Genomic DNA, 26,217 nt, shown 5'->3' on the forward strand with positions numbered 1-26,217 from the left:
GTCACTCGTCGTCGTTCGCCAGCGCCATCACGCGCACGCGCTGGATACGGGCGCCTTCCATCGCGGTGACCTCGAACTCCATGCCGTCGGTCTCGAAGCGGTCGCCGGCCGTGGGCAGGCGACCCAGCTGCTGCAGCACGAACCCTGCCAGCGTCGAGAAGTTACCGTCGGCCGCGCCCTGGAGGCGGTGACCAAGAAGGTGTTCCACGCGGCGCACGTCGAGGCTGGCGTCGAGCAGCCACGCGCCGTCCGGCTCGCTCACCGCCGAGGGATCGCCCTCGCGCGTCTCGTTCGGGAACTCGCCCGCGATCACTTCCAGCACGTCGGCCGGCGTGACGAGCCCGAGGATGCTGCCGTACTCGTCGACGACCAGCGCCATCTGCAACGGGGCGCGGCGGAACTCGTCGATCAGGCGGAGCACGCTGAGCGACTCCAGCACCGTGACGGGCTTGCGGACCACGCCATCGGTGTCGAGCCGGCCGTGGTCGCCCAGGCTGGCGAGCAGGTCGCGCGAGGACACCACGCCCACCAGTTCGTCGAGGTCGCCGCGGGCGACCAGCATCCAGTGATGCGGCGATTCCCGGGCCTCGGCGAGGAGCGTCGCCGCGTCCTCGTCCGGATCCACCCAGACGATCTCCGTGCGCGGCGTCATGATCGAGCGCACGGGGCGCTGGGAGAGATCGAGCACGCCCTGCACCATTTCGAGTTCATCCTTGCCGAAGACCGACGTCTCGGCCACGGCCGGCACGGCCTCGCCCTTGCCCGTATCGCCTTCCTCGCCGTCCGGCTTGCCGCCGAGCAGGCGCAGCACCGCCTTCGCGGTGCGGTCGCGCATCACGCGGCCACCCACCAGCAGCGAGCGGCGGCGATTGCGCCGCATCGTCTGGTTGAAGACCTCGATCATGATCGAGAAGCCGATCGCGGCGTAGAGGTAGCCCTTCGGGATATGGAACCCGAAGCCTTCGGCGATGAGGCTGAAGCCGATCATCAGCAGGAACGAGAGGCAGAGGATCACGACCGTCGGGCGGGCGTTGACGAAGGTCGTCAGCGGCTTGCTCGCGGTGATCATCAGCGCCATCGCGATCACCACGCCGATCATCATGATGGAGAGGTGATCGACCATGCCGACGGCCGTGATCACCGAATCCAGCGAGAAGACGGCGTCGAGCACGACGATCTGCGCGACGACGAGCCAGAAGCTCGCGCGCCGGCCGGCCTTGCCGTCGTCGTGCTCCGAGGCCTCGAGGCGTTCGTGCAGTTCCAGCGTGGCCTTGAACAACAGGAACGCGCCGCCGACGATCAGGATGAGGTCGCGCCAGGAAAGCCCGAAGCCACGCCACTCGAAGAGCGGCTGCGTGAGCGTCACCAGCCAGGACATGGCGGCGAGCAGGCACAGGCGCATCACCAGCGCGAGGCCGAGGCCCAGCAGGCGCGCGTGGTCGCGCTGGCGGGCATGGAGCTTGTCGGCGAGGATCGCGACGAAGACGAGATTGTCGATACCGAGCACGATCTCCAGCACGATCAGCGTGAGAAGACCTGCCCAGGCCGATGGGTCGGCTAACCAGTCGAATGCGAACATGGGTCGGCGCGTCGGGGCGCCCGTTTTCTTCCGTCAGGGGTGGACCACTATACAGGCCTCGCGTGACGGTCTGTGCCGGTCGTCGCGTTGCGGGTGGCGGGGGGCTTGGCTAGGCTGGCGCATGGCTTACGACGACACCTCCGCTTTTCCACCGACCAACATCGCTCCCCCGCGCCGCGCTCCGGGCGTCATCGAGACGCTTCTGTGCATCGCCGCCTATTTCGCGATGCAGTTCGCCTTCGGCGGCCTGTTCGGCGGGCTCTCCATGCAGCTGACGCGCCTCTTCCCGGCGTCCGTGCCGGACGCGCCGGACCGCCTGATCGTGGTGGTCATCCTCACGCTGGCGTGCTCGGCCTCGCTCACCTACTGGCTGGTCCTGCGCCGCTGGGGACGGGCCCGGGCGCACGAGGCCGGTCCGGGCGGCCTCGGCTTCAACGCCCCGTCCGGCACGTACATCGCCGTCGGCACCGCGATGGGTATCGCCGCGCCCATCCTGGGCGGGCTGTTGACCCAGCTGCTGGCCGGCGGCCACGAGGTGAGCCAGGCCGTTTCCGACATCGCCGACAAGGCCCACATCGTCATGCGCGTCGCGCTGTTGCCCGTGGTGGTGCTCGTCGGCCCCGCCGTGGAGGAACTGCTGTTCCGCGGCGCCCTGCTCTCCCTCCTGCGCACGCGCCTGGGCGACGGCTGGGCCATGGCGATCTCGGCCGGCGTGTTCGGCGTCGTGCACCTGCCCGATCTGGGCTGGCTCTGGTACGCCGTGCCCAACCTGATCCTCGTGGGCGTGTTCTGCGCCTGGCTGCGGGTGCGCAGCGGCTCGATCTGGCCGGCGTTCGTGACGCACGCGGCGAACAACGCCTTGGCCACCATCGCCTGGTTCACCGCCACGACGAGCTAGAAGGTTTCCAGCGCCGCCACGTGCCTGGCCAGCCGGGGGCTCGCGTAGCACTGCGAGCCGACGGGGATCAGCCCCACCTCGGCGAAGGCCCGGCGATACCACGCGGCCGGGCGACCGATGAACCCGTCGCGATCGCCGCCGGGATCGTCCTCGCGGGTGTAGACCTCGAGGAACGCGAGCCCTTCGACCATCTCGCCGATGCCGATCAGCCCGTCGCGGATCTCCGCGGGCTTGAGGTAGTGCATGACGTCGGTGCAGACAATCAGGTCGAAGCGGGTGTCGAAGCGCAGGTGGGCCAGCTGGCCGAACCGCGCCAGGCCGATGTCGCGGGACCGGCCGTAGCGCGCCACCGCGTATTCGCTGGCCTCCAGGCCACGGTAGGCGATGCCGGGGCGCAGGCGCCGCAGGACGGCGCGCCAGGGGGCTTCGCCGCAGCCGACGTCCAGCACGTTGCGCACCGGACGGCCGAGATAGAACTCGGCCTGGCCGAGCACCATGGCCACCTTGCGCTGCAGCTCGGCGGGCGAGCGGACGGCGTGGTCCGCGCTGCGGTACCACTTGTCGAAATACGCCTGGTCGTAGGTCTTGGTCATGGGCGGTATCGGCAAAGCATGCATGGTAGCGGGGCGTACACTTCAGGCATACATGGCCCGCCGCAGCATCGAACGATATCGAACCAGGAGACCGTCATGCCCCGTATCCAGCTCCGCATCACCGGCGACCGCGACGTCTTCGAGGACGTCCAGACCGCGATCCACGGCCTCGACCGGGTGGAGCGCGTCGAGGAGATCGACGATTTCATGAACGACTTCCGCGACGACTCGAGCTCGCAGAACCTGTCCGACGACATGAGCTCGCGGACGTACACGCTCGAAGTGGAAGTGCCCAACGAAAAGGTCGGCGAGCGCGTCCGCGAGGTCGCCGAGGAAACGGCGGGCACCCGCGAGGCCGCCATTGAGTTCGTCGACCCGGACGAGAACGAGATCTGATGCCGGGCGCGACGCGCGCCTAGGGTTGCCAGACCTGCCCCTGCGGGTTCGATAGCTGGCGATCGAGGTAGTACGCCGCGCTGATGAACGCCAGGTGCGTGAGGGCCTGCGGGAAATTGCCCAGCGGGTCCGACCGCAGGCTGAGTTCCTCGGAGAACAGGCCGAGGTGGTTCGCGTACACCACGCCACGCGCCATCACCTCGCGCGCCTCGTGCAGGCGTCCCGCCCGCGCCAGACATTCCACGTACCAGAACGTGCAGGTCGTGAAGGCACCCTCCCCGCCGTCCAGCCCGTCCGCGTTGCGATAACGGAAGACCAGCCCGTCGTCCGTCAGGTGGTCCCGGATCGCGTCGAGCGTCTTCAGCCAGACTGGATCCGTCGCCGAGACGAAACGCACCAGCGGCATCATGAGCAGCGACGCGTCGAGATCCACGCCGCCACGCGTCTGCACGAAGTAGCCGTGCTCCGGATGGCGGAAGTTCGCCCAGATGTCTTCGGCGATCCGGTCGCGATCGGCGGCCCACTCGACGAGCGGCCCCGGTAGCGAACGCTTGATCGCCAGGCGCACCGCCCGGTCGAGCGCCACCCAACACATCAGGCGCGAGTGGAGGAAATGCCGCGACGCGTCGCGGATTTCCCAGATGCCTTCGTCGGGCTCGTTCCAGTGCGTGCGCACGTGGTCGACGAACCGCTTCACGTGCTCCCACTCCGCGTGGCTGATCGCGGTGCCGTACTTGTTGGAGAGGTACACGCTGTCCATCAGCTCGCCGTAGATGTCGAGCTGCGTCTGCGTGCGCGCGGCGTTGCCGATGCGCACGGGTCGCGATCCGGCATAGCCGGCGAGATGATCGAGCGTCGACTCCTCCTGCGCCTCCTCGCCGTCGAGCGCGTACATGATGCGCAGCGACGCTTCTTCGTCCAGGTCCATGATGCGTGCCGCCGTCCAGCGGCGGAAATGCTCGGCCTCCTCGATGTGACCGAGCCGCATGAAGGCGTAGACGGTGAACGACGCGTCGCGTATCCAGCTCGCGCGGTAATCCCAGTTGCGTTCCGCGCCCGTGGCCTCCGGCAGGCCGAACGTGGCCGCCGCCGCGATGGAGCCATGCTCGTGCGACGTCAGCAGCTTCAGCACCAGGGCCGAGCGCTCCACGCGTTCGCGCCAGCGGCCACGATAGGTGGACCGCCGGGTCCACGCGCGCCACGCGTCGGCGGTCGCCTCGAGTGCCGCCGCGCTCTCGGCGACGTCCGGCGGATCGATGGCCTCGTCGCAGAGCGCGAACCAGACCTCGTCGCCCGGCCGCAGCTCGAACTCCGCGGAGGCCTCGCCGTCGCCGGCGAGCAAGGGTACGCTCGCGCCAAGCCGCAGCGAATGCGCGCCGTCATGGAACACCACGGTATCGCCGTACGCCGCCGCTTCCGGCACGCAGCGCGCGTAATCGAGCCGGGGGCGGCAGCAGGCCCGGATACGCACGGTACCGCGCTGCACGCGGATGCGGCGCATCAGGCTCCGCGGCACGCGGGCGTCCGCCTCGGGGTGCGGCATGAAATCGACGAGCTCCACGCTGCCCTCGTCGGCCATCCAGCGGGTCAGGAGGACGTTCGTCTCCGGGATGTAGAGCTGGATGTTCTTCGCGTCGCGCAATGCGGGCGAGATCGAGAACTCGCCGCCCTTGTCGGGATCCAGAAGCGACGCGAACACCGACGGGCTGTCCATGTGCGGCCAGCACATGAAGTCGATCGTGCCATCGAGCGCCACCAGCGCGGTGGTATCCAGGTTGCCGATGATGCCGTGATCGCCGATGGTCCGGCCCGGCATCGGATTGGCTCGGTGTGGCACTGCGGTCTCCTTCGACCCTCGTCCGGCGAAGAAATGCCATAGGCCGCGTGAAGCCCGGCTCTACTCCCTGAACCGGTGGCGCGTCAGAACTCCAGGCGGTACGCCACCTTGACCAGCCCCTCGTTCACGTCCTTCAGGCTGAAGCCGTGGCGGAACTGCGATCCGACATCGTCGTCGGTGTCGTCGCGATAGCCACCACGGTTGTACACGACGTAGAGATTGGACAACGGTGCGATCTCGTAGCGATAGCGGATCTGGAACCCCAGATTCGCCACGCCGAGCCCGTCGATCGGCTCGTCGCTCGTTACCGTGCCACCCGACGGCGTCACTTCGAGCCGCTGGCGCAGCGTCGCGCCCACGGCCAGCGTCTGCAGCTTGACCCGCAGCTCCTGCCGGTTGCCGAAGTTCCAGTTCACGCCGCTGTCGATGCCCACCGTGCGCCCGTCGAACGAGCCCACGAGGTTGTCGTGCTGCCAGATGAGCCAGTTCGGGTCCCATTCGTAACTGGCCCCCGCGAAGACGCTGAAGGCGTCGGTGATGAAGTACGTGGGGGTGAACTTGAAGTAATAGCTCAGCCGGTGGTAACCGGTGAGCTGGTTGCCCATGAGGACGCCCTCGGCCTCCCACGCCCAGCGACCGATGCGCGGACGATCGCGCTCGTAGCTGAGCCGCGCGGTCGGCGGCGTGCGCAGCGGATGATTGCCGCGCGTCAGCAGGTCGTCGTACGCGGCGGTGAAGGTGTCCAGCCGCCACAGCTCGTGTCCGCCGTCGCGGCGCTGGCTGTTGCGCTGGATGCGCAGCCGGCGGTTCACGGCACGGCCTTCGGTGTTGTGCAGCGCCGATATCCGGTAGCGCCACAGGTGCGACGTATAGGCGGAATCCTCCGGCAGACCCGTGACGCGCCGACGCACCTCGTAATGCAGATACGTCATGTCGTTGCGCGGCAGATAGCCGAAATCGTCGATGTCCAGCCGCTTGCCGAAATACATGCCCAGCCATTGCTGGCTCCAGACATCGTTCATCTCCCAGAACGCGACGCTGGTCGCACCCAGGCCCGACGTGCCGGCCCGTGGCTGGTCGATCTTGCTGCCGACGATGTTGCTCGTGATCGTGAAGGCGCCGTTCGGTTGCCAGCGGTGATCGAAGCCAAGGACGTTCGCGTCGCGGTCGAGGTAGGGATGGCCGACGTGCGTGGCGAGCAGGCCGAATGTCTGCGTTCCCGCGTTCTGGCTGAGCCGGAGCGCCCCGAACGACCGCCCCGCATCGCCCTTCTCCTGCGCGGTGAGGATGCCGTAACTGGTCGAGCCCACGCTGCCGTTGACCTTCACGGCCGCGGAGATGTCCGCGGCGCCGCGGCCGTCGTCGGAGGCGCCGCCCACGCGACGCGTATAGACCAGCTGCGAGTCGTCGTTGAGCAGGCTGAAGTCGAAGATGCCCTGGTTTTCGGTGAAGAACGGACGCTTGTCGGTGAAGAACGTTTCCTCCGGCGAGAAGTTCACCACGAGGTCGTCGCTCTCCACCTGGCCGAAATCGGGATTGATCGTGGCGGTGAGCTGCGTCTGGCCGTTCGGCTTCCAGAGGATGTCCGCGCCTTCCTGGAACGACGCGCCGCCGTTCGCGCGGTCGACGCGTCCGACGACGTAGGGCGTCACGGCGAACAGCGACTGCGAATACGCCGGCAGCTCCACGCGCTGGAAGCTGGAGAGGAATCGCCCGCGATCGAAGCTGATCGCCGGCCACGCCATGCGCTCGCCCGTGCTGCCGATGACGCGGTCGATGTACAGCCCGATGGTGCGCGTTTCGCCGCCGGCCTTGCGCATCGGCGCGATGTACCAGGGGATCAGCACCTCGACCGAATAGCCCTCCGCGTCTTCGCTCACCGCATGGTCCCATCGCCCGTCCCAGTCGTAACTGAAGTCCGATTCGTTGGTGATCACCTCGTCGGCGATGCCACCCTGCGATTTGATCTCGAAGTCGTAACCGACCCGCCCGTCCGCGTCGAAATCGACCATTACGTTCACGCGGTCGACGCTGGCGTCTTCGTCGCGCCGGCTCTGCTGGCGCGATCGCGGGATGTCCGGCGACTGCGTGACGCGGATCGCGACGGCGAGGCCCTTCGGCGTCGACAGCACCCAGGCTTCGGTCGGCTGGCTGCCCGGCTTGCCCGTCATGGGCTGGGTATCGCGGAAATCGGCGATCCGCCGCGCACCGGCCCACTCGACGGGATCGATCCGGCCGTCGATCGTCACGTCCGCATGGACGGGCGCGGCGAGGCCGAGCAGGCAGGCAAGGAGGGCGCGACGGCGCATGCAGGATCCGGGGCGTGAGAACTTGCGGGAAAGGATGCCTGTCGCGCCGCGAAGGTTTGCCATGACCCTTGGCACATGGCGCTCAGCCGGTCTCCCTGATGAGGTCGATCAACGCGCGGAGCGTCGCCGGCACGTGGCGGCGTCCCGGGTAGTACAGGCACAGCCGGTCGAACGACGGCGTCCAGTCGTCGAGCACGCGTTCCAGGCGTCCGGCCGCGAGCGAGTCGGCCACGTTGAATTCCTCGAGGTAGGTCAGCCCCAGCCCCGCTTCCGCGGCCGCGAGCATCAGCTCCGGCTCGTCGAGGGTCAGCGGACCGTCGACGTCCACGGCGATCGCGTCGCCACGTTTTTCGAATTCCCAGTGGTAGATGTGCCCGGCCGGCATGCGCGCGCGAACGCAGGCGTGCCTCGACAGATCCGCGGGGCTGCGTGGCCTGCCGTGTTCCGCGAAGTACCTGGGCGAGCCGACGACGGCGAACCGCACGGGCGCGCCGAAGGGCACCGCGACCATGTCGCCGGGCACCGTGTCCGCGGTGCGGAAGCCCGCGTCGAAGCCCTCGCGAACGATGTCGATCAGCCGGTCCTCGGTGACCAGATCCAGATGCACGCCCGGGAAACGTCGCATGTAGGGAATCAGGTACGGCCGCATCACGCGGCGCGCGGCGCCGGCGGAGGTGTTGATCCGCAGGGTGCCCGACGGCTCGCCCGCCTCGTCGCCGGCGCGCTCGATGGCGCCGTGGATGTCCGCGAGCGCCGGGCCGATCTCCGCGACGAAGCGCTCCCCCGCCTCCGTCAGCCGGACGCTACGCGTGGTGCGGTGGAAAAGGCGCGTCCCGATCCGCGTCTCCAGCGAAGCCACCGCCTGGCTGAGGGCCGACGTCGACATTTCCATCGCCGCCGCCGCCGCGCGGAAGCTGCCCTTCCGCGCCACCGCCAGCACGGCCTCCAGTTCGGTCAGTCCCGGTCGCATTGTCCGCCCTCGCTTAACAGGTCATCCGGATTTGTCCGTCTTATCAGATTAATCGCGCGACTGCATCTTTGGGGAAACGGCACGTAGGAGCGCGCCCTGCGCGCGACATGTTCCGGGGCGATAACCCGGAGCTGGCGCGCGGGACAGCGGCGAGAAGATCTCGCGCGCAGGGCGCGCTCCTACCCCACCCACCTGTTCCGAGGAGTTCCCCACATGCACACCATCGACCACGTCTACATCGACGGCGCCTTCGTCGTCCCCCACGGCGAGGAGCGCTTCGAGCTCTTCAACCCAGCGACCGAGGAAGTCATCGGCACGGTGCGCCTCGCCGACGCCGAGGATGCCCGCCGCGCGATCGCCGCCGCGAAGCGCGCGTTCGCGAGCTTCGCGCGCAGCACCGTCGCGGAGCGCATCGCGTTGCTCCAGCGCATGCACGACGCGATCGCCGCGCGCGAGGACGACCTCTTCGAGGCGATCCGTCTCGAATACGGCGCCCCCGTGTCGCGCGGCAGCTGGATGGCGAAACACGCCTCGAGCGTCTTCCTCGACGCGATCGACACCCTGCGCCATTACGACTTCGAACGCCGCATGGGCATCGCCACCGTCGTCATGCAGCCGGTGGGCGTCGCGGGCCTGATCACGCCGTGGAACAGCAATGCCGGCTTCATCTGCGGCAAGCTCGCCACCGCCATCGCCGCCGGCTGCACGGTCGTCATCAAGCCCAGCGAGATGAGCGCGCTGCAGACGAAGATCGTGACCGAGGCGCTGCACGAGGCCGGCGCGCCCGCGGGTGTGTTCAACATCGTCACCGGTCGCGGCGACGTCGTCGGCGCGGAAATCGTCGGCAGCCCGGACGTCGCGAAGATCTCGTTCACCGGTTCCACGGCCGTGGGCAAGGGCATCGTCCGCGACGGCGCGGCGACGCTGAAACGCGTGACGCTGGAGCTCGGAGGCAAGTCGCCCAGCGTGATCCTCGACGACGCCGACTTCGGCAATGCCGTGCCGCTCGCCGTCATGGCGGGATTCAACAACAGCGGCCAGGCGTGCATCGCGGGCACGCGCATCCTCGTCCCCCGCGCGCGGCTGGCCGAGTTCGAGGCGATGGCGAAGGACGCCGTGGATGCCGTGGTGTCTGGGGATCCGAACGATCCGGCGACCACCGTGGGTCCCATGGTCAGCGCGAAGCAGTGGGAGCGCGTGCAGGGCTACATCCGCAAGGGCATGGACGAAGGCGCCCGGCTGCTCGCCGGTGGCGAAGGACGTCCGGACGGCCACGACCGCGGCTGGCTCGTGCGCCCGACCCTGTTCACGGACGTCACCAACGACATGACGATCGCTCGCGAGGAAATCTTCGGCCCCGTCCTGTCCATCATCGCTTACGACGACGAGGAGGAAGCGATCGCCATCGCCAACGACACGCCTTACGGTCTGCAGGCGTACGTGCATTCGACCGACGACGCCCGCGCCCTTCGCGTCGCCTCGCGGATCGACGCCGGCCGCGTGCTGATCAACACGCTGGCGCACGAGCCCAAGGCGCCGTTCGGCGGGTTCAAGCAGTCGGGCCAGGGTCGCGAATACGGCGTTCTCGGGCTCGAAGCCTATCTGGAGCCAAAGGCGATCCTGTCCGCCTGAGCGCCGCTCTGCTAACGTCCCCGGGGTCCATACACCCCGGGGATCCCATGCTCGCACGCACCTGCCTTGCCCTCGCCATCGCGCTCGCCGCCCTGCCCTCCCTCGCGGACGAGGCCAAGACGCCCACCCCCAAGGAGCTGCTCGCGAAGGCCACGCCCGCCGAATGGCGGACGCCCGACCCGCAGAACCTCGTCTACATGGACCTGCCGCAGGGACGTGTCGTCATCGAGCTCGCGCAGGAGTGGTCGCCGCTGCACGCGGCCAACATCCGCACGTTGATCCGCGAACACTATTTCGACGGCACGCAGGTCATCCGCGTCCAGGACAACTTCGTCACCCAATGGGGCGATCCCGACGGCGACGACAAGAAGAAGGCCAAATCGCTGGGTACGGCAAAGGAAACCCTCGCGCCGGAATTCACACGCAAGGACGGCAAGGCCTATCCCTTCACGAAGCTGCCCGACGGTGACGTCTATGCCGCGGAAGTGGGCTTTTCGGACGGCTTCCCCGTCGCTCGCGACGGCCAGGGCGAGGCCTGGATAACGCATTGCTACGGCACCGTCGGCGTGGCGCGCGACACGGGCGCGGAAACCGGCAACGGCAGCTCGCTGTACGCGATCATCGGACAGGCGCCGCGCAACCTCGACCGCAACCTCGCGGTCGCCGGCAAGGTGATCAAGGGCATGGAGATCCTGTCGGCGTACCCGCGTGGCGGCGAGCCGATGGGCTTTTACGACAAGCCTGCGCAGCGCGTGACCATCTCTTCCGTTCGCCTCGCCGCGGACGTACCGGAAGCACAGCGCACGCCGATCCAGGTCCTGCGGACCGACAGCAAGACGTTCGCCGCGCTGGTCGAGGCGAAGCGCAATCGCAGGGACGCGTTCTACACCCGCCCGGCCGGCAAGATCGACCTGTGCAACATCAACGTGCCGGTGCGCGACCCTTCGAAGAAATCCTGACGGCTGTCGCCGCTGCGATCGGCTCCCACCCTCCGGTAGCCATGCCTCGTGCCGGTGACCGAAGCGTGGGAGCCGATCGCAGCGGCGGTCTTCACTCCGCCACGATCGCCTCGCGCAACGCACGCAGCTTCGCCTTGAGCTTCGCCTCGTTCTCCGCGCCCACGCGGATCATGAACTTCTGCCCGACGGACAGCTGCTCGTACGTCGGGTTCGCGTAGACGTAGCCCACCTTCGCCGGAATCAGCTGCAGCGCGCCCTTCGGCTCCGGCGCGTCGAGCAGGTGGTCGATCACCTGCACCAGTCGGTTGTTGAAGTAACCGCCGGTGCCGAGGTCCGCGTAGGCCTTCTGGAACAGCGGATAGTGGCGTTTGTACCAGGCCGCCGCGGCCTCTGGACTCACGCGATCGGCCACGTACATGTAGGTGCCGTAGCGTTCGACGTTCTTCTTCGACTCGACGAACATGCCGTCGTCGGACTGCACCTGGAACCGCCCCGTCGGCGTCCGCAGCGGAAGCACGTTCATGCCGATCGTCTGCTTCGGCAGCGCGTCGATGGTGGCGACCATGCGCGAGACGATCGCATCGCCACGCAGCAGCGATTTCAGCGCGTCGTCGCTCGTCAGTCCCAGCAGCCCGGCGAGGATCGCGTCGTCGCTCTGATCGAGCGACGGCAACGCGGCGGTCGACGCATGCGCGGGATCGACCGGATGCAACGGCGGCGACGCGCCCTGGGCGCCTTGCGCCGGCCCGCCCGTGGAGGAACTGGCCACCGGAAGCGGCGGCGCGGACGCGCCGTCGCGCGCCTGTTTCTCGCGATAGACGAACACACCGACCACCACCGCGATGGCCACGACGAGAACTCCCGCGACCCACTTCGAACCCGACGACTGACTGCTCAACCTGCTGCTCCCACGAAAAACCAAGCTTCCATGGGACTACGAATGGGTGGTCGAGTTCAAATCGCCTCTCCTTGCAAACCGCGCCGGAACGGGCATAACCTGCATCCGTCGGGCAATCCCCCTTCGGCCCGGCTCCCCCAGGGAACAATCCGCATCGCCGCACAGGAGGAAGAACATGGCTTTCTCTGCAAGGCACGATCAGGCCCCGATCTCGGGCATCAACGTCACGCCGCTCGTCGACGTCCTGCTGGTGTTGCTGATCATCTTCATGATCTCGGCTCCCGTGATCGCTCATAAATCGTCACTGTCGTTTTCGTCCGCCGGACTGCCGACGGATACGACGCCGCCGAAACCGATCCGCGTGGCCATCGATGCCGATGGATCCACGTTCTGGAACGGTGTTCTGGTCACGGACGCGACGCTGGTGGAACAGATGCGCCTCGCGGCGGCCGGGACGACGCGGCCCGTCCTCGACGTCGCGGCTGCCGATGGCGCGTCGTACGAAGATGTCGCCCGCGTGCTCGCCGAGGCGAAAGTGCAAGGCCTGGCGAAGGTGGAATTCGTCGAACGCTGAGGGCCAGGCCGTTTGCTAACGACGAGCTCCTGCCCGTGGGCAGGAGCTCGTTCGTATGCGCGTTATTCGCCAGCGCGTCGCGAACCACTGGATCATCGATGTCTCGCGGCGTGAGCGCGCGATGCACCGGCTGCGAACAACGTTAGCCAAATAACCGATAAGCGCGTCACACAATTCGCCTCTGCTAACGATGCCGGGCAATCGCGCGCGGTGTCTCCCGCACGGTGCGCCGCAATGGATGCGCCCGGGATGTCGAAAAACATTGCACGTATTCGGCAAGATTCTGCACGTCGGGTTCATGAATCGCCCTTTATACCGATTCGCGACCGGCCTGACTTTGCGCTGACGCGTTGGTGGGGTCATCGCTAAGCATGGCGCCCCGGGAAGGGCACGTTGCGGTGGGCCCCTGTGTTCGCGGCATCGGGAAAGGGATCACCGGCCGTGCCTCATGGCACCCGCATTCGGTGCCCGACCGGACAAACGAACACGATGAGCTTTCCCATCGCACCATGCCGCGTCTCCAGCGGCAGGCGTCGACGCGCCACCCTCTTCCTCGCCGTCGCCGCGGCGCTCTCCTCCGGAACCCATCGCGCCGACGCGCAGACGGTGACGCTCGGCGCCTACGATCCGTCGATCAACGACAACCAGTCCGGCGCGGCCGTCGTCGATCCGGGCGCCACGCTCACTCTGACCGGACCGCAGCGCTTCGCCGCCGGCGACACCGGTACGCGCAACACGACCATCGCATCGCTGCAGGAACGCGGCCGCATCCTCTCCGGCTCACAGTGGATCGGTGCGCCACGCCTGAATCCCGGCACACGCAACGTCGGCGTGAGCGTGCCCGATCCGATCACGGGCGGTCGTCGCGTCGTATCGGCCTACGACACGGCCAACCTCGTCGGCCTGAATGCCGTGGACGGCGGCACCACGGTACCGGACGTCGTCAACGTCAATGGCCAGCAGTACCTCGACGTCCGCGTCGGCACGGTCACGCGCGCGGGTGGAACGCTGAAGGTGAACATAGGCAGCGGCGGTGTCCCCACCGATTCGGCGACCAATGGCTGGACGATGGCGGCCAAGCAAAGCTCGCTCTTCTACGCCGACGGCAGCGGCACCGCGACGAGTGCCATCGACTGGACGTCGCGCAACCGCATCACGTTCACCGGCGAGGTCGCCGACCCCACGCTGCCGCGCAACCTCTACGTCAGCTACGTCGCCCAGTACGGCGGCACGTTCGACGTGACCACCTCCGATGGAACGACCTCGTCGCACACCGTCACCAACGCTGCGGAACTGCGCGACTACAACGACTTCCTCATCGCCAACCTGCGAACGGGCAACCTGGATCCCGCGCGCTACGGCGCGCTTTTCGCCCAGGGCTACACCAGCACCAGCGAACAGATCGGCTACGCCATCAGCGCGGACCGGCCGACGGACGAGGTCGCCCAGGCGATCGGTAACCGCGTGGTGATGCATCTCGTCGGTCCCTCGGCGGTCGGCGACATCGCGTCGGGCGCGACGCTCGAAGCCGTCAACAGCAACGGCGGCGCGGTCCGAGGCGAGGCAGGTGCGCGCGTGGTGAACAACGGCACGCTGGCCGCCACGCACAATACCGGCGACGGCTCGGCGCTGGTACTCACGGGCGCCGGTACCACAGGCAGCAACAACGGCGTCATCAACGGGAATTTCTTCCGCAACGCCAACAACACCATCACCAACGGCGCGGTCGGTTCCACCGTCGTGGATCTTCAATCAGGCAGCCGTTTCGCCAACGCGAGCGGCGGCGTCATCAATCTCGCGACGGGCTCGGCGAACGGTGCCGGCAAATCCATCGGCATCCGCGTCGGCACCAACGCGCGCGCGACGAATGCCGGCGTGCTGAACGTCGGCGTCACCGGTTCCCGGTCGAACGGTTCGATGGACGGCGTGGCGCTCGGCGATTCGTCGTCGGCGTTCACCAACGCCGCCACCGGGACGATCTACGTCGGGCGGGGACCGCAGACATCGACCGGGTCGCCGGCGGCCGACATCGCCGTCAACCAGGGCACGATGACGACGGGCATCTATGTTCCGTACGCCGCGTCCGTGCGCAACCGCGGCACGATCACCCTCGGCTCCCTCACGCAGAACGCCGCGGGCATCTACGTGACGGCGGCCGGTGCCAACGTCGACAGTTCGGGGACGATCGATGTGAACGGCCGGGCCGCGGCCGTACCGCGGGAGAACGTCGGCATCCTCGCGCAGAACGCCGGTGCCGCGGGCAACGTCGTCAACAGCGGCAGGATCCGCCTCAACGGCGTGAACGGCACGGGCCTGAAGTCGCTCTCCACGAGCGCAACGGAGTCGCTGGTCACCAACACCGGCATCATCGACGTGGCAGGCGGTGCCGATCCCGCGAGCGGCACCCGCAACTATGGCGTGTGGGCCGAAGGCCAGGGCAGCGCGACCGCCCGCGCCAACGTCCGCGGCGCCGTGAACCTGCTGGGCGACGGCGCGATCGGGATCCACGCACGCGGGCGGGCGACCGTCGACGTCGCGACGGGCGCCGCCCCGCGGTTCGCCTCCGGTTCCCGGCAGATCGGTTTCTACGCGTTCGGTAACGACGCGCGAATCAACGTCGCGGGTGGCAATGCGCTCGACGTGTCCACCGCGCAGTCGACGCTGTTCCGCCTCGATGGCGGCGCGGACTTCGACGCAAGCGGACTCGCGATCACGGCGTCCGGCAGCGAATCCATCGGCATCCTCGGCAGCGGCACCGGTTCGCTCGTCGACACGCGCGGTGCCGACATCACCGTGTCCGGCAACGGTGCGCGGGGCGTGGTCGCGGAAGGCGGCTCCATGGCGGCGATGGACGCCTCGACGCGCGTCACGCTCACCGCAAGCGGCGCCATCGCCGGTGTCGCCGATGGGCAGAAGCACAGCCTCACCGGCGATGCGACGGGGGCGCCGTTGGCGAGCACGTCACTGACGAGCCAGGCGAACCTCACGTCGTCGGCGAGCGACGTCGTCGGTTACGTCGCCCGGAACGGTGCGAGCCTCACCAGTACCGGTGTCGTCGCGTTTTCCGGCGCGCGCGCGACCGGCTTCGTCGTCGAGGACCAGGGACGTGGTATCAACGGCGGCGGCGTCGATCTCGGCGGACCGGATGGGACCGGTGCCCTCCTGCGCACCGGTGGCACGTTCGCGAACAACGGCACGATCCATGTCGCCAACGGCACGGGTGTGCGCGTCGAAGGCACCGGCACGCAGCGACTGAACCCGGCCGGCACGATCGCCGTCGACGACGGTATCGCGGGCGTCCACCTCGTGGACGGTGCCGGCCTGATGCTCGGCGCCGGCCAGTCGGCGATCACGGCTGGCGGTCGCGCGCACGGCGTCCTGCTCGGTACAGGCGCCTCGTCCCTCGACGTGCGCGGCACGACGATCGTCACGAACGGCTCCGGCAACGCCATCGAGAACGCGGCCGGGACCGGCGCGATCACGTTGACCGACGCCACGCTGCGGGTACGAGACGGTGCCGCCCTGCGCACGGCGACGCCCATCGATGCGGCTTCGACGGCCACGTTCGAGGTGGACGGGGCTGGCACCGGATACGCGTTCCGATCGGCGGATGGAGGCGCGACGCGCGGCGACCTCGCCGTCGGCAGCGGCTTCACGATCCACGGGAACGGGGCGGGCGCGACCGGTATCCAGGCCCTGACCACGGGCAGCGTCGCGACCGCGGCGAACGTCGACATCGCCTCGGCCGCCGGCGGTTCCGCACTGGTGGCCGGCACGGCCGCGTCGGTGCTTCAGTCGGGCATGCTGACTTCGGCATCGGCATCGGCGCCCGTCGTGGACCTCGCCAACGGTAGCGGCACGTCGTTCGTCAACCGCGGCACGATCGCGGGCGCCTCGCCCCGGGCGCAGGCGATACGCGCAAGCGCCGGGAACGACGCGGTCACCCTCGAGGGCGGGCTGGTCCGTGGCGACATCGCGACAGGCGCGGGCAGCGACACCTTCACCTGGACCGGCGGTGCGCTCGACGGTGGGCTGACGATGGGCGATGGATCGAGCAACCGCGCGACGCTGGGCGACGTCGACACGTCGACCACCTATCACCTCGTCGCGGGATCGGGCGGCGGCAACGCCCTCACGTTCGATGGCACGACCGTGCGTGGCGGCTCGTTCGGCACCGACGACCTCGCCAAGGGCGTCAACCTGGTGAGCGGCTGGAGCACGGTCGCGGTGACCAACGGTGCCAAGTTCACGCTCACCGACAACCTGCGCCTCGCCGGCGGCGACCTCCTCATCGGCCCCGCCTCCACCGTTTTCGGCGGCGACGGCGTGCACCCGGTCGTCGCCGGTTCCGCGGACGGCAGCGCGCGTGTGATCAACGCGGGAACGATCGATCTCACGAACGGTGCGGGCTCGCCGGGCAACCGCCTGATGATCGATGGCGACTATAGCGGCGACGCCGGGCACCTGAATCTGGCGAGCACGCTCGACGCCGGTGGGCCGCTGGCGGCGCAGCACACGGATCGCCTGCTGGTGAACGGCGATGCCGCAGGCGAGACCGTGCTGCACGTGACGCCATCCATCGCCAGTACCGGCGCCCTGACGGACCGCAACAGGAACGGCTTCGTCGGCCGCGACGAAGGCATCTCCGTCGTGCAGGTGGCCGGCGCGTCTTCCGGTGGCGCGTTCCGCCTCGACGGCGGCTATGTCGCCGCGGGCCCGTGGCAGTACGGCCTGTACGCGTTCCAGCCCGGCAGCAGCGACGCGTCGCAGCGCGTCGTCGGCGGCGCCGGCAACGCGTACTGGGATTACCGGCTCGCGAACGTCCTCGTCTGCGACGGCCCCTGCCCCACGCCCACCGCCGACACACCGGCGCCGACGCCGGCGCCCGGACAGGCCTATGGCGCACCGCAGGCCGCCTCCGCCGGCGGAACCACGCCCATCGCGGCAGGCAACGTGCGGCCCGCCGTCGTGCCGCAGCTGCCGTCGTACATCGCCTCGCCGTCGGCACTCGCGCTTTCCGGTTACCGCAGCCTGGACAACCTCCATCGGCGCCTCGGCGAAACGCGCGACATGGCCGACATGGGCGAAGGCCTCGGCGGCGAACCCTTCGTCCGCTACATCGGCGGCAACTACAACTACACCACCGACCGCTCGTTCAGCCAATACGGCTACGACGCCGACATCGACACCCATGCGGTACAGCTCGGCATCAACATCTTCGCGCTCGATGCCGACCGCTCGGTCCTGCGCACCGGTGTCGCCTACACGCACGGCACGACACGCGTGGCCCCCAGAGCCGCCGACGGGTACAGCCATGCGACGTTCGATACCAACTCCATCGCGATGTTCGTCACCTGGCAGCACGCCGACGGCTTCTACATCGACGCCATCGCCCAGGGCGATCGCCACGCCGGCGACGTCGATACCGCCAGATCGAAGGACACCGCGCGCATCCGCGGCTCCGGCTGGAGCGCATCCGTCGAAACCGGCTACCCCTTCCAGCTCGGCAAGGGCTGGCAGATCGAGCCGCAGCTGCAGCTGACGCGCCAGCACATCGCCCTGCGCGACCAGACGGACGTCGACGGCTCGACGACGCACTTCCGGCCCTATGCCCAGACCATCGGGCGAGCGGGCATGCGCGTCGACCGGGACTGGACCACGGAAAGTGGCGCCAAGGCCACGCCTTACGCCCGGGTCAACTACGTCAGGGGCTGGGGCGGCCGCGCATCCGTCGAGGTCGGCGCCGAAGGCTACGATCTGTCGCAACGCTTCACGGGTGGCTCCTTCGGCCGCATGGTCGAGGTGGGCCTCGGCGGAACGTATGCGTTCACGAACCGACTATCGCTCTACGGAGAAGCCGACTGGCAGAAGCGGCTGGGTGATGCGGGCGCACGAGGCTGGGGATTCAACCTGGGCGCGCGCTGGGATTTCTAGAGCAGGACCTGTGAACCACCCGCTGCCGTGGGAGCCGATCGTATCGGCGATCCCGCGGCGGCGGGCGACCTTGTGGCGAGCACCCATTCGCGCGCGAGCGCGCTTCCCACAGGGGGCGGCACGGTCACATGTTGCGACGATACTCGCCACCCACGTCGTAGAGCGCGTGGCTGATCTGGCCGAGCGAGTTGTGCTGCACGGCTTCCATCAGCTGCTCGAAGACGTTGCGGCGTTCGCGGGCGGTGGCCTGCAGGACCTTCAGGCTGTCGGGCGCGAGGCCGTTGCGGGCGCGGCCGTAGCGCTGCACGTTCTCGATCTGCTGGCCCTTCTCTTCCGGCGTCGAGCGGATCAGCTCGATCTCGGTGGCGATCTCGCCGCCGTGGTCCTTCGGCAGGAACGTGTTGACGCCGATGAGCGGCAGCGAGCCGTCGTGCTTCTTGTGCTCGTAGTACATCGACTCTTCCTGGATCTTGCCGCGCTGGTACATCGTGTCCATCGCGCCGAGCACGCCACCGCGCTCGCTGATCGCCTCGAACTCCTTGTAGACCGCTTCTTCCACGAGGTCGGTGAGCTCGTCGACCACGTAGCTTCCCTGCCAGGGATTCTCGTTGAAGTTCAGGCCCAGCTCGCGGTTGATGATGAGCTGGATCGCCACGGCGCGACGCACGCTCTCCTCGGTCGGCGTGGTGATCGCCTCGTCGTACGCGTTCGTGTGCAGGCTGTTGCAGTTGTCGAACAGCGCGTAGAGGGCCTGCAGCGTGGTGCGGATGTCGTTGAACTGGATCTCCTGCGCGTGCAGCGAACGGCCGGAGGTCTGGATGTGGTACTTCAGCATCTGGCTGCGCGCGCTGGCGCCGTAGCGCTCGCGCATCGCACGGGCCCAGATGCGCCGGGCCACGCGGCCGATCACGGTGTACTCCGGATCCATGCCGTTGGAGAAGAAGAACGACAGGTTCGGCGCGAAGTCGTCGATCTTCATGCCGCGCGCGAGGTAGTACTCGACGATCGTGAAGCCGTTCGACAGCGTGAAGGCGAGCTGGCTGATCGGATTCGCGCCCGCTTCGGCGATGTGATAACCCGAGATCGACACCGAATAGAAGTTGCGCACCTTGTGGTCGACGAAGTACTGCTGGATGTCGCCCATCATGCGCAGCGCGAACTCGGTGCTGAAGATGCACGTGTTCTGCGCCTGGTCTTCCTTCAGGATGTCCGCCTGCACCGTGCCACGCACGATGGCCAGCGTGTATGCCTTGATCCTCGCGTACGTCTCGGCGTCGACGACCTCTTCGCCCGAGACGCCGAGCAGGCCGAGCCCCAGGCCGTCGTTGCCCTGCGGCAGTTCGCCGTTGTAGCGCGGACGGTCGCCGTCGGGGTAGAGCTCGGCGATGCGCGCGTTCGCGGCCTCCCAGCGCGAGGGTTCCTCGTTGAGGTACTTCTCGACGTTCTGGTCGATCGCCGTGTTCATGAACATGGCCAGGATGATCGGTGCCGGGCCGTTGATCGTCATCGAGACCGACGTCGACGGGGCCGAGAGGTCGAAGCCCGAATAGAGCTTCTTCATGTCGTCGAGCGTGGCGATCGAGACGCCGGAGTTGCCGATCTTGCCGTAGATGTCCGGGCGCGGCGCCGGATCCTCGCCGTAGAGCGTGACCGAGTCGAAGGCCGTCGACAGGCGCGCGGCGCCGCCGCCGAGCGACAGGTAATGGAAGCGGCGATTGGTGCGCTCCGGCGTGCCCTCGCCCGCGAACATGCGGGTGGGATCCTCGCCGGCGCGGCGATACGGAAAGACGCCGCCGGTGTAGGGATAGTGACCCGGCAGGTTCTCGCGCATGAGGAACGACAGCAGTTCGCCCCAGTCCTTCGTCTTCGGCGGCGATACCTTCGGAATCTTCTGGTGACTCAGCGATTCGCGGTAGTTCTCGACGCGGATCACCTTGTCGCGCACCTGGTACTCGTTGAATTCCGCCGTCACCGACTGGAATCGCGCCGGCCACTCGCGCAGCAGGTGGATCGCCTCGCTCGATAGCTCGCGCACGGCCGAGTTGTAGCGCTGGCGGAGCACGGCGAGCGAGCGGTCGCCGTGGATGGCCAGGAGCTCGTGGTCGTAGAGGTCGAACGCGCGCGGGAGGTCTTCGTCGCCGATGTCCCGGAGCGACTCGTAATAGTGCTGGGCCTTGCTCGCCGCTTCCGCCTGCTTCGCGATGCCTGCGTTGACGCCACGCCCCTGCTCCGCGATCTCGGCGAGATAACGCACGCGACTACCGGGGATGAGCACCGTGGCGCGCGGCTCGCGGAGGCTCGTGTCGACGTCGGGCGTCCACTCCGCCGCGGGCAGCGCGAGCTTTTCGCGCATAAGGCGGCACAGGTTCGCGAACATCCAGGTGACGCCCGGGTCGTTGAACTGGCTGGCGATGCTCGGGTACACCGGCACCGCGTCGTCGGCGAGCTGGAACGCCGTCCGGTTGCGCTTCCACTGCTTGCGCACGTCGCGCAGGGCGTCTTCCGCGCCACGCTTGTCGAACTTGTTCAGCACCACCAGCTCGGCGAAATCGAGCATGTCGATCTTCTCGAGCTGGCTGGCGGCGCCGTATTCGCTGGTCATCACGTAGACGGGGAAGTCGACGAGATCGACGATCTCCGAATCGCTCTGGCCGATGCCGGCGGTCTCGACGATCACGAGGTCGTACGCCTGCGCCTTGAGGAAATCGATGCAGTCGTGCAACACGACGGAGGTCGCCGCGTGCTGCCGGCGCGTCGCCATGGAACGCATGTAGACGCGCGGGCTGCGCAGCGAGTTCATGCGGATGCGATCGCCCAGCAGGGCGCCACCACTGCGACGGCGCGTCGGGTCGACCGCCAGCACGGCGATGCGCATCCGCGGGAACGCATGCAGGAAGCGCAGCAGCAGCTCGTCGACGACCGACGACTTGCCCGCGCCGCCGGTGCCGGTGAGGCCGAGCACCGGCGTCTTGCCGCCGGCGAGCTTCCACGCCTTGCGCAGTCGAGCGAGGTCGTCCGCGGAGAGCTGGTCTTCCTCGATCGCCGAAAGCATGGCGCCGATCGAGATCTCGTCGTCGACGGAGGCCGTCGCCCGCACGGCGGTGCCGCGCTCTTTCACGGCGGCGCGCGTGCGCGCCATGACGTCCTCGATCATCTCGGTGAGGCCAAGCTTCATGCCGTCGTTCGGATGGTAGATGCGCTCGACGCCGTACGCCTGGAGCTCCTTGATCTCCTCGGGCGTGATCGTGCCGCCGCCGCCGCCGAACACGCGTAGGTGTCCCGCGCCGCGCTCGCGCAGCATGTCGACCATGTACTTGAAGTATTCGACGTGGCCGCCCTGGTACGAGGACAGCGCGATGGCGTCCGCGTCTTCCTGCAGGGCCGCGCGCACGACGTCCTCCACCGAGCGGTTGTGCCCGAGGTGGATCACCTCGGCGCCCTGGCTCTGGATGATCCGGCGCATGATGTTGATGGCCGCGTCGTGGCCGTCGAACAGGCTCGCCGCCGTGACGAAGCGCAGCGGCGTCGTCTCCGCGTCGGTGTGGCTGGCGGGAATGTGCTTGGGCTGCGAGCTCATGGAAACTCCGGGTACGACCGACGACGGGGATGGGAACCGGTCGATTCTACTGCCGGGGTGCCCGGACCCCTTGCTGCGCCGCAACGTGCGTTAGCGGAACTCCGTGCCGCTCAGGAACGACAGCGCCGCGGCCATGACGGCTTCGTCGTCGACGATGCGGCGATGGCCGAGGTGGCGGGTCTTCAGCAGCGTGGCGCCGGGCCAGTGCTCCGCGTACTGCTCGCCCTCCTCCACCGGCACGTCCCGGTCGAAGATGTCGTGCAGGACCAGCACCGGCTGCCTGCGGGCTGGCGCGTGGTGCCGGATATGCAACGTGTCGATGGCGATGCCGGTGCGTTCCGCCAGCGCGTCGTGCAATGAACCACGAAGGTGTTCGCTCAGACGGACGAACCGGGCGAACCGTCGCGTCGCCGCCTGCGGGTCCGCCGCCGGAGCGATGAGCACCACGCGTTTCGCCGTCCACCCGTCGTCCAGCGCCAGGGTCACCGCGGCACCGCCGAGCGAATGCGCGACCACGCCCTCGGCATCGCCGTAATGCCGTCCGATCGCGGCGACGGTGCGGACGAAGTCCGGCAACGTGCAGAGCCCGCCGCCGCTGTGGCCATGCGCCGGCTGGTCGAACGCCACGGCGGCCCAGCCTTTCGCAAGAAGCTGCGGGGCCCAGCTCTCCCAGCGCAGTCCCATGCTCGACCACCCGTGCGCGAGCAACACGTACGGCTGCGTCGACGGATCGCCCCAGACGTACGTGGCGACCGCTTCGCCGTCGACCTGCACCGTCTCGCGGCGCGCCGTCATGGTCGCGAGCGCATGCGCCGCGCGTTCGCGGCTGCTCGGCAGCGGCGTATGGAAGACACGTGCGGCGTGGCCGATCGTCCTGGCGGGCGCGAACCGGCTGCCGAACCGGTAGGCGACGCGGATACCGAGCAGGGTCGCGACGGAGCGTACACCGAATCGGCGGGGTGGCTTCATGCGGGAACCGGTAGTGGATACGGAAGTCGTGCGGCTTGGAGCGCGGAAGCGTGCCTCGGGTTCCCCTGCGCCAGGCTTTCACGAAGCTGAACATTCCCGATGGCCCGCGGTCAACCCGGTGCACCGGCCGGCGTTCTCCCTCGCGAGAACCCGCGCGTCGCGGGCTTACGAGCGAAGGAGATATTCCATGGCCTCCCTGACCCGCACCCTCGCCGCCGTCGCCGCCCTCGGCCTGGCCGTCGGCGCCGCGAGCTACACCCCGCCCGCGGCCGCGCGGGAATACGTCTCCGTCACCGTCGGCACGCGCCCGCCGCCGCCGCGCTTCGAACGCGTCCCGGGGCCGCGAGCCGGCTACGTCTGGGCACCCGGCTACTGGAACTGGGCCGGTGGTCGCTACGTCTGGGTCGGCGGCCATTGGTACGCGGCGCGTCCGGGCTACGTGTACCGTCCGCCCGTCTGGCGCCCCTACGGCCGCGGCTGGCGCATCGAGCGCGAGACCTGGCACCGCGACCCGTACTGGCGTCACCGCTGAGCCCGTGCTGCGGCGCACCCACACGGACGCCCGCAACGGTTTAAACTAGGCAGCTGACACGACATATCGCCCCCTCCTGCCAAGGTCGGGGCGATTTTTTTGGACCGTCACGTCCCACCGGGTCCATGCCGGTTTTCACCTCGAGGGCGGTGCTGCTGCCGCTTGTAACTGGAGTTTTCGTTCGATGATTTTCGAAACCATCGCCAACACGGGCCACGAAGAAGTCGTCTTCTGCCATAACAAGGACGCGGGCCTGAAGGCCATCATCGCGATCCACAACACCGTGCTTGGCCCGTCCCTGGGCGGCCTGCGCATGTGGCCGTACAAGAGCGAGCAGGATGCCGTGAACGACGTCCTGCGCCTGTCGCGCGGCATGACGTACAAGAACGCGGTCGCCGGCCTCAACCTCGGCGGCGGCAAGGCCGTGATCATCGGCGATCCCTCCAAGGACAAGTCCGAAGCGCTGTTCCGCGCCTTCGGCCGCTTCGTCAACTCGCTCAACGGCCGTTACATCACGGCCGAGGACGTCGGCATCGACGTCAACGACATGGAATACGTCTACCGAGAGACCGAATACGTCACGGGCGTGCACCAGGTGCACGGTGGCTCCGGCGACCCGTCGCCGTTCACCGCGTTCGGCACCCTGCAGGGCCTGATGGCCGCGCTGCAGGCGAAGCACGGTAACGAGGACGTGGGCAAGTACAGCTATGCCGTGCAGGGCTGCGGCCACGTCGGCAGCGAATTCATCAAGCTGCTCCGCGAGCAGGGCGCCAAGGTGTTCGTCACCGACATCAACAAGGACGCGGTGCAGCGTTGCGTCGACGAACTCGGCTGCGAGGCCGTCGGTCTCGACGAGATCTACGACGTCGACGCCGACGTCTACAGCCCCTGCGCCCTCGGCGGCACGGTCAACGAGCAGACGATCGACCGCATCAAGGCGAAGATCATCTGCGGCGCGGCCAACAACCAGCTCGCCACCGACGCCATCGGCGACGAGCTGGCCCGTCGCGGCGTGCTCTACGCGCCGGACTACGCGGTGAACGCCGGCGGCGTGATGAACGTGTCGCTGGAAATCGACGGCTACAACCGCGAGCGCGCCATGCGCATGATGCGCACGATCTACTACAACGTCGGCCGCATCTTCGAGATCTCCTCGCGCGACAACATCCCGACCTACAAGGCCGCGGATCGCATGGCCGAAGAGCGCATCAACGCGATCGGCAAGATCCGCCTGCCCCACATGGGCAACGGCGCGCCGCGTTTCCAGGGCCGCATGCGCGGTCAGTAAGCGTCGCTTCGTCGCACCGAAAAGGCCGCCCGCGAAAGCCGGCGGCCTTTTTCTTGCCTGAAACGGGCTTCCGCTCCTACACCCGATGGGAGATCGCGGAGCGAACCGTCCAAGCGTACGGTGGGCACCGGATACGAACCCACGACGAGGGCGAGCGCCATGATCGGCAAAGTAAAGTTCTTCAACCCTGAAAAGGGATTCGGCTTCATCTCTCCCGACGGTGGCGGAGCCGACGTGTTCGCGCATCACACCGCGATTGTTGGTTCGTCCAAAGATCTGGCCGAAGGTCAACGTGTGGAGTTCGAAATCGTCGACAGCACGCAAGGGCCCAGAGCCAGCAATATTCGACTGATCTGAACGATAGCGGCACGGCAGGCCAGTCACATAACACCAAGATGGCATGGAGCCATCGCTAAACGACCAGGGAGTGGAGCTGAACGATGAAAGGCAAGGTGAAGTGGTTCAATGCGGGAAAGGGGTATGGGTTCATAGCGCCCGACGATGGAGAGAACGACGTCTTCGTCCATTACAGCGCCATCCAGGCATCGGGATTCAAGTCGCTGAATGAGCACGAGGAAGTCGAGTTCGACCTCGACCATGGCCCCAAAGGCCCGCAAGCCGTCAACGTGAGACTGTGCGGGCGTGCCGGCGAGAGCCGCACACGCGCTGCGGATCAAGCACCCAATCGGCACCGGTGACTGCAGCACATGACGATCGCGGCTTCACATGCGTCGACGGCCCTGGCGCCTGCCTGAATAGGGGGGATCGCCCGCCTGCATCGTCAGCGAAAAGGGCGCCGATCGTTCGACGATGCCTAAGCGAAATCGGAACGGCTCACGCGATGATGCTGATGTGTCATCGCGTTTCGCCCTGCCCCTACGACGCATGGCCGATGCCCGGCGATGCGCGGAATCGGCGTGACCGACATACGCTGTCGGTGACGGCAATGTTAAGCCGTCGCAGGCTGCACCACATCAAGGAGTGGATACGGTCATGAGCATCCCAAAGAAAGCGCCGAAACATGCCGATGGCACACAGACAGGCAAGGTGAAGTGGTTCAACGATCAGAAGGGGTACGGCTTCATCACAAGTGACGACGGAGTGGATCTCTTCGTGCACCACTCCGACATCCGCATCGAGGGCTTCAGAACACTCGCCGAGCGGCAGGCGGTCACGTTCCAGTCCGTCGTCGGCCCGAAGGGGCCCGCCGCAAAGGATGTCGAGCCCGCTTGATTCGCTGGCGGCGTCCGCCCGCTCGTGCGGCGGGCGGAC

Annotated in this window: 18 protein-coding genes and 1 pseudogene; 11 read left to right on the forward strand and 8 right to left on the reverse strand. The window is 67.9% G+C overall.

The genetic code is table 11. From position 1 onward, the window contains the following. Nucleotide 1: 1 nt before the first annotated feature. Nucleotides 2-1,579 carry a TerC family protein gene (locus BMY69_RS06310; protein ID WP_090176127.1) on the reverse strand — a complete coding sequence of 526 codons (1,578 nt, stop codon included), beginning with the start codon at nt 1,577-1,579 and terminating at the stop codon, nt 2-4. A 121-nt stretch (nt 1,580-1,700) separates the two neighbouring features. On the opposite strand from BMY69_RS06310, the gene BMY69_RS06315 reads away from it, so the two are divergent. Next, nucleotides 1,701-2,477, forward strand: a complete 777-nt coding sequence (locus tag BMY69_RS06315) for a CPBP family intramembrane glutamic endopeptidase (protein WP_177191088.1) — start codon at nt 1,701-1,703, stop codon at nt 2,475-2,477. Here the strand turns inward: BMY69_RS06315 and BMY69_RS06320 are convergent. Next, complete coding sequence (locus BMY69_RS06320) at nt 2,474-3,070, reverse strand: methyltransferase (RefSeq protein ID WP_090176131.1); 597 nt, start codon at nt 3,068-3,070, stop codon at nt 2,474-2,476. The genes BMY69_RS06315 and BMY69_RS06320 overlap by 4 nt on opposite strands. Before the next feature lie 96 nt (nt 3,071-3,166). Here BMY69_RS06320 and BMY69_RS06325 point away from each other — a divergent pair, with 96 nt between their 5' ends. Further along, on the forward strand, nt 3,167-3,466 hold the full coding sequence (locus tag BMY69_RS06325) for a hypothetical protein (RefSeq protein WP_090052459.1): 300 nt from the start codon (nt 3,167-3,169) through the stop codon (nt 3,464-3,466). A gap of 19 nt (nt 3,467-3,485) precedes the next feature. Here BMY69_RS06325 and BMY69_RS06330 read toward each other — a convergent pair whose 3' ends face one another. The 3 genes from BMY69_RS06330 to BMY69_RS06340 form a co-directional block, all read right to left on the reverse strand. After that, a complete protein-coding gene (locus BMY69_RS06330; protein ID WP_218143129.1) occupies nt 3,486-5,303 on the reverse strand; it encodes a glycoside hydrolase family 15 protein in 1,818 nt (605 codons plus the stop codon). 83 nt (nt 5,304-5,386) lie between these two features. Beyond that, a complete protein-coding gene (locus tag BMY69_RS06335; RefSeq protein ID WP_090176136.1) occupies nt 5,387-7,612 on the reverse strand; it encodes a DUF5916 domain-containing protein in 2,226 nt (741 codons plus the stop codon). Between the two features lie 82 nt (nt 7,613-7,694). Beyond that, nucleotides 7,695-8,582 carry a LysR family transcriptional regulator gene (locus BMY69_RS06340; RefSeq protein ID WP_090176139.1) on the reverse strand — a complete coding sequence of 296 codons (888 nt, stop codon included), beginning with the start codon at nt 8,580-8,582 and terminating at the stop codon, nt 7,695-7,697. A gap of 213 nt (nt 8,583-8,795) precedes the next feature. On the opposite strand from BMY69_RS06340, the gene BMY69_RS06345 reads away from it, so the two are divergent. After that, a complete protein-coding gene (locus tag BMY69_RS06345) occupies nt 8,796-10,214 on the forward strand; it encodes an aldehyde dehydrogenase family protein (protein WP_090176142.1) in 1,419 nt (472 codons plus the stop codon). A gap of 47 nt (nt 10,215-10,261) precedes the next feature. After that, nucleotides 10,262-11,173, forward strand: coding sequence for a peptidylprolyl isomerase (locus BMY69_RS06350; protein ID WP_090176144.1), 912 nt, complete (start codon nt 10,262-10,264; stop codon nt 11,171-11,173). Nucleotides 11,174-11,264: 91 nt separating this feature from the next. Here the strand turns inward: BMY69_RS06350 and BMY69_RS06355 are convergent, their stop codons facing one another. Further along, on the reverse strand, nt 11,265-12,071 hold the full coding sequence (locus BMY69_RS06355) for a DUF3014 domain-containing protein (protein WP_143070397.1): 807 nt from the start codon (nt 12,069-12,071) through the stop codon (nt 11,265-11,267). Nucleotides 12,072-12,246: 175 nt separating this feature from the next. On the opposite strand from BMY69_RS06355, the gene BMY69_RS06360 reads away from it, so the two are divergent. Both BMY69_RS06360 and BMY69_RS06365 read left to right on the forward strand, forming a co-directional pair. After that, nucleotides 12,247-12,645: an ExbD/TolR family protein gene (locus tag BMY69_RS06360; RefSeq protein ID WP_090176149.1), complete on the forward strand. Its 399-nt coding sequence runs from the start codon at nt 12,247-12,249 to the stop codon at nt 12,643-12,645. 489 nt (nt 12,646-13,134) lie between these two features. Then, nucleotides 13,135-18,579 carry an autotransporter outer membrane beta-barrel domain-containing protein gene (locus tag BMY69_RS06365; RefSeq protein ID WP_090176152.1) on the forward strand — a complete coding sequence of 1,815 codons (5,445 nt, stop codon included), beginning with the start codon at nt 13,135-13,137 and terminating at the stop codon, nt 18,577-18,579. A 124-nt stretch (nt 18,580-18,703) separates the two neighbouring features. Here the strand turns inward: BMY69_RS06365 and BMY69_RS06370 are convergent, their stop codons facing one another. Together BMY69_RS06370 and BMY69_RS06375 are read right to left on the reverse strand one after the other, a co-directional pair. Further along, complete coding sequence (locus BMY69_RS06370; RefSeq protein ID WP_090176154.1) at nt 18,704-22,156, reverse strand: methylmalonyl-CoA mutase family protein; 3,453 nt, start codon at nt 22,154-22,156, stop codon at nt 18,704-18,706. A 90-nt stretch (nt 22,157-22,246) separates the two neighbouring features. Next, entirely contained in the window at nt 22,247-23,125 is an 879-nt protein-coding gene (locus tag BMY69_RS06375; RefSeq protein WP_090176157.1) for an alpha/beta hydrolase, read from the reverse strand. A gap of 187 nt (nt 23,126-23,312) precedes the next feature. Between BMY69_RS06375 and BMY69_RS06380 the strand changes: the two genes are divergently transcribed. From BMY69_RS06380 to BMY69_RS06400, 5 genes and pseudogenes are all read left to right on the forward strand, one after another. Next, entirely contained in the window at nt 23,313-23,657 is a 345-nt protein-coding gene (locus tag BMY69_RS06380; RefSeq protein ID WP_090052438.1) for a YXWGXW repeat-containing protein, read from the forward strand. 184 nt (nt 23,658-23,841) lie between these two features. Further along, complete coding sequence (locus BMY69_RS06385; protein WP_090052436.1) at nt 23,842-24,945, forward strand: Glu/Leu/Phe/Val dehydrogenase dimerization domain-containing protein; 1,104 nt, start codon at nt 23,842-23,844, stop codon at nt 24,943-24,945. Nucleotides 24,946-25,104: 159 nt separating this feature from the next. After that, complete coding sequence (locus tag BMY69_RS06390) at nt 25,105-25,302, forward strand: cold-shock protein (RefSeq protein ID WP_090176160.1); 198 nt, start codon at nt 25,105-25,107, stop codon at nt 25,300-25,302. An 83-nt stretch (nt 25,303-25,385) separates the two neighbouring features. After that, a pseudogene (locus tag BMY69_RS06395) lies at nt 25,386-25,577 on the forward strand (cold-shock protein); the annotation flags it as partial. Nucleotides 25,578-25,938: 361 nt separating this feature from the next. Next, the gene (locus tag BMY69_RS06400; protein ID WP_090176165.1) at nt 25,939-26,178 is read left to right on the forward strand and encodes a cold-shock protein; all 240 of its coding nucleotides are present in this window, start codon (nt 25,939-25,941) and stop codon (nt 26,176-26,178) included. Nucleotides 26,179-26,217: the final 39 nt, after the last annotated feature.

It is taken from the genome of Luteibacter sp. UNC138MFCol5.1 (genome assembly GCF_900110505.1).
Taxonomy (GTDB): Bacteria; Pseudomonadota; Gammaproteobacteria; order Xanthomonadales; family Rhodanobacteraceae; genus Luteibacter.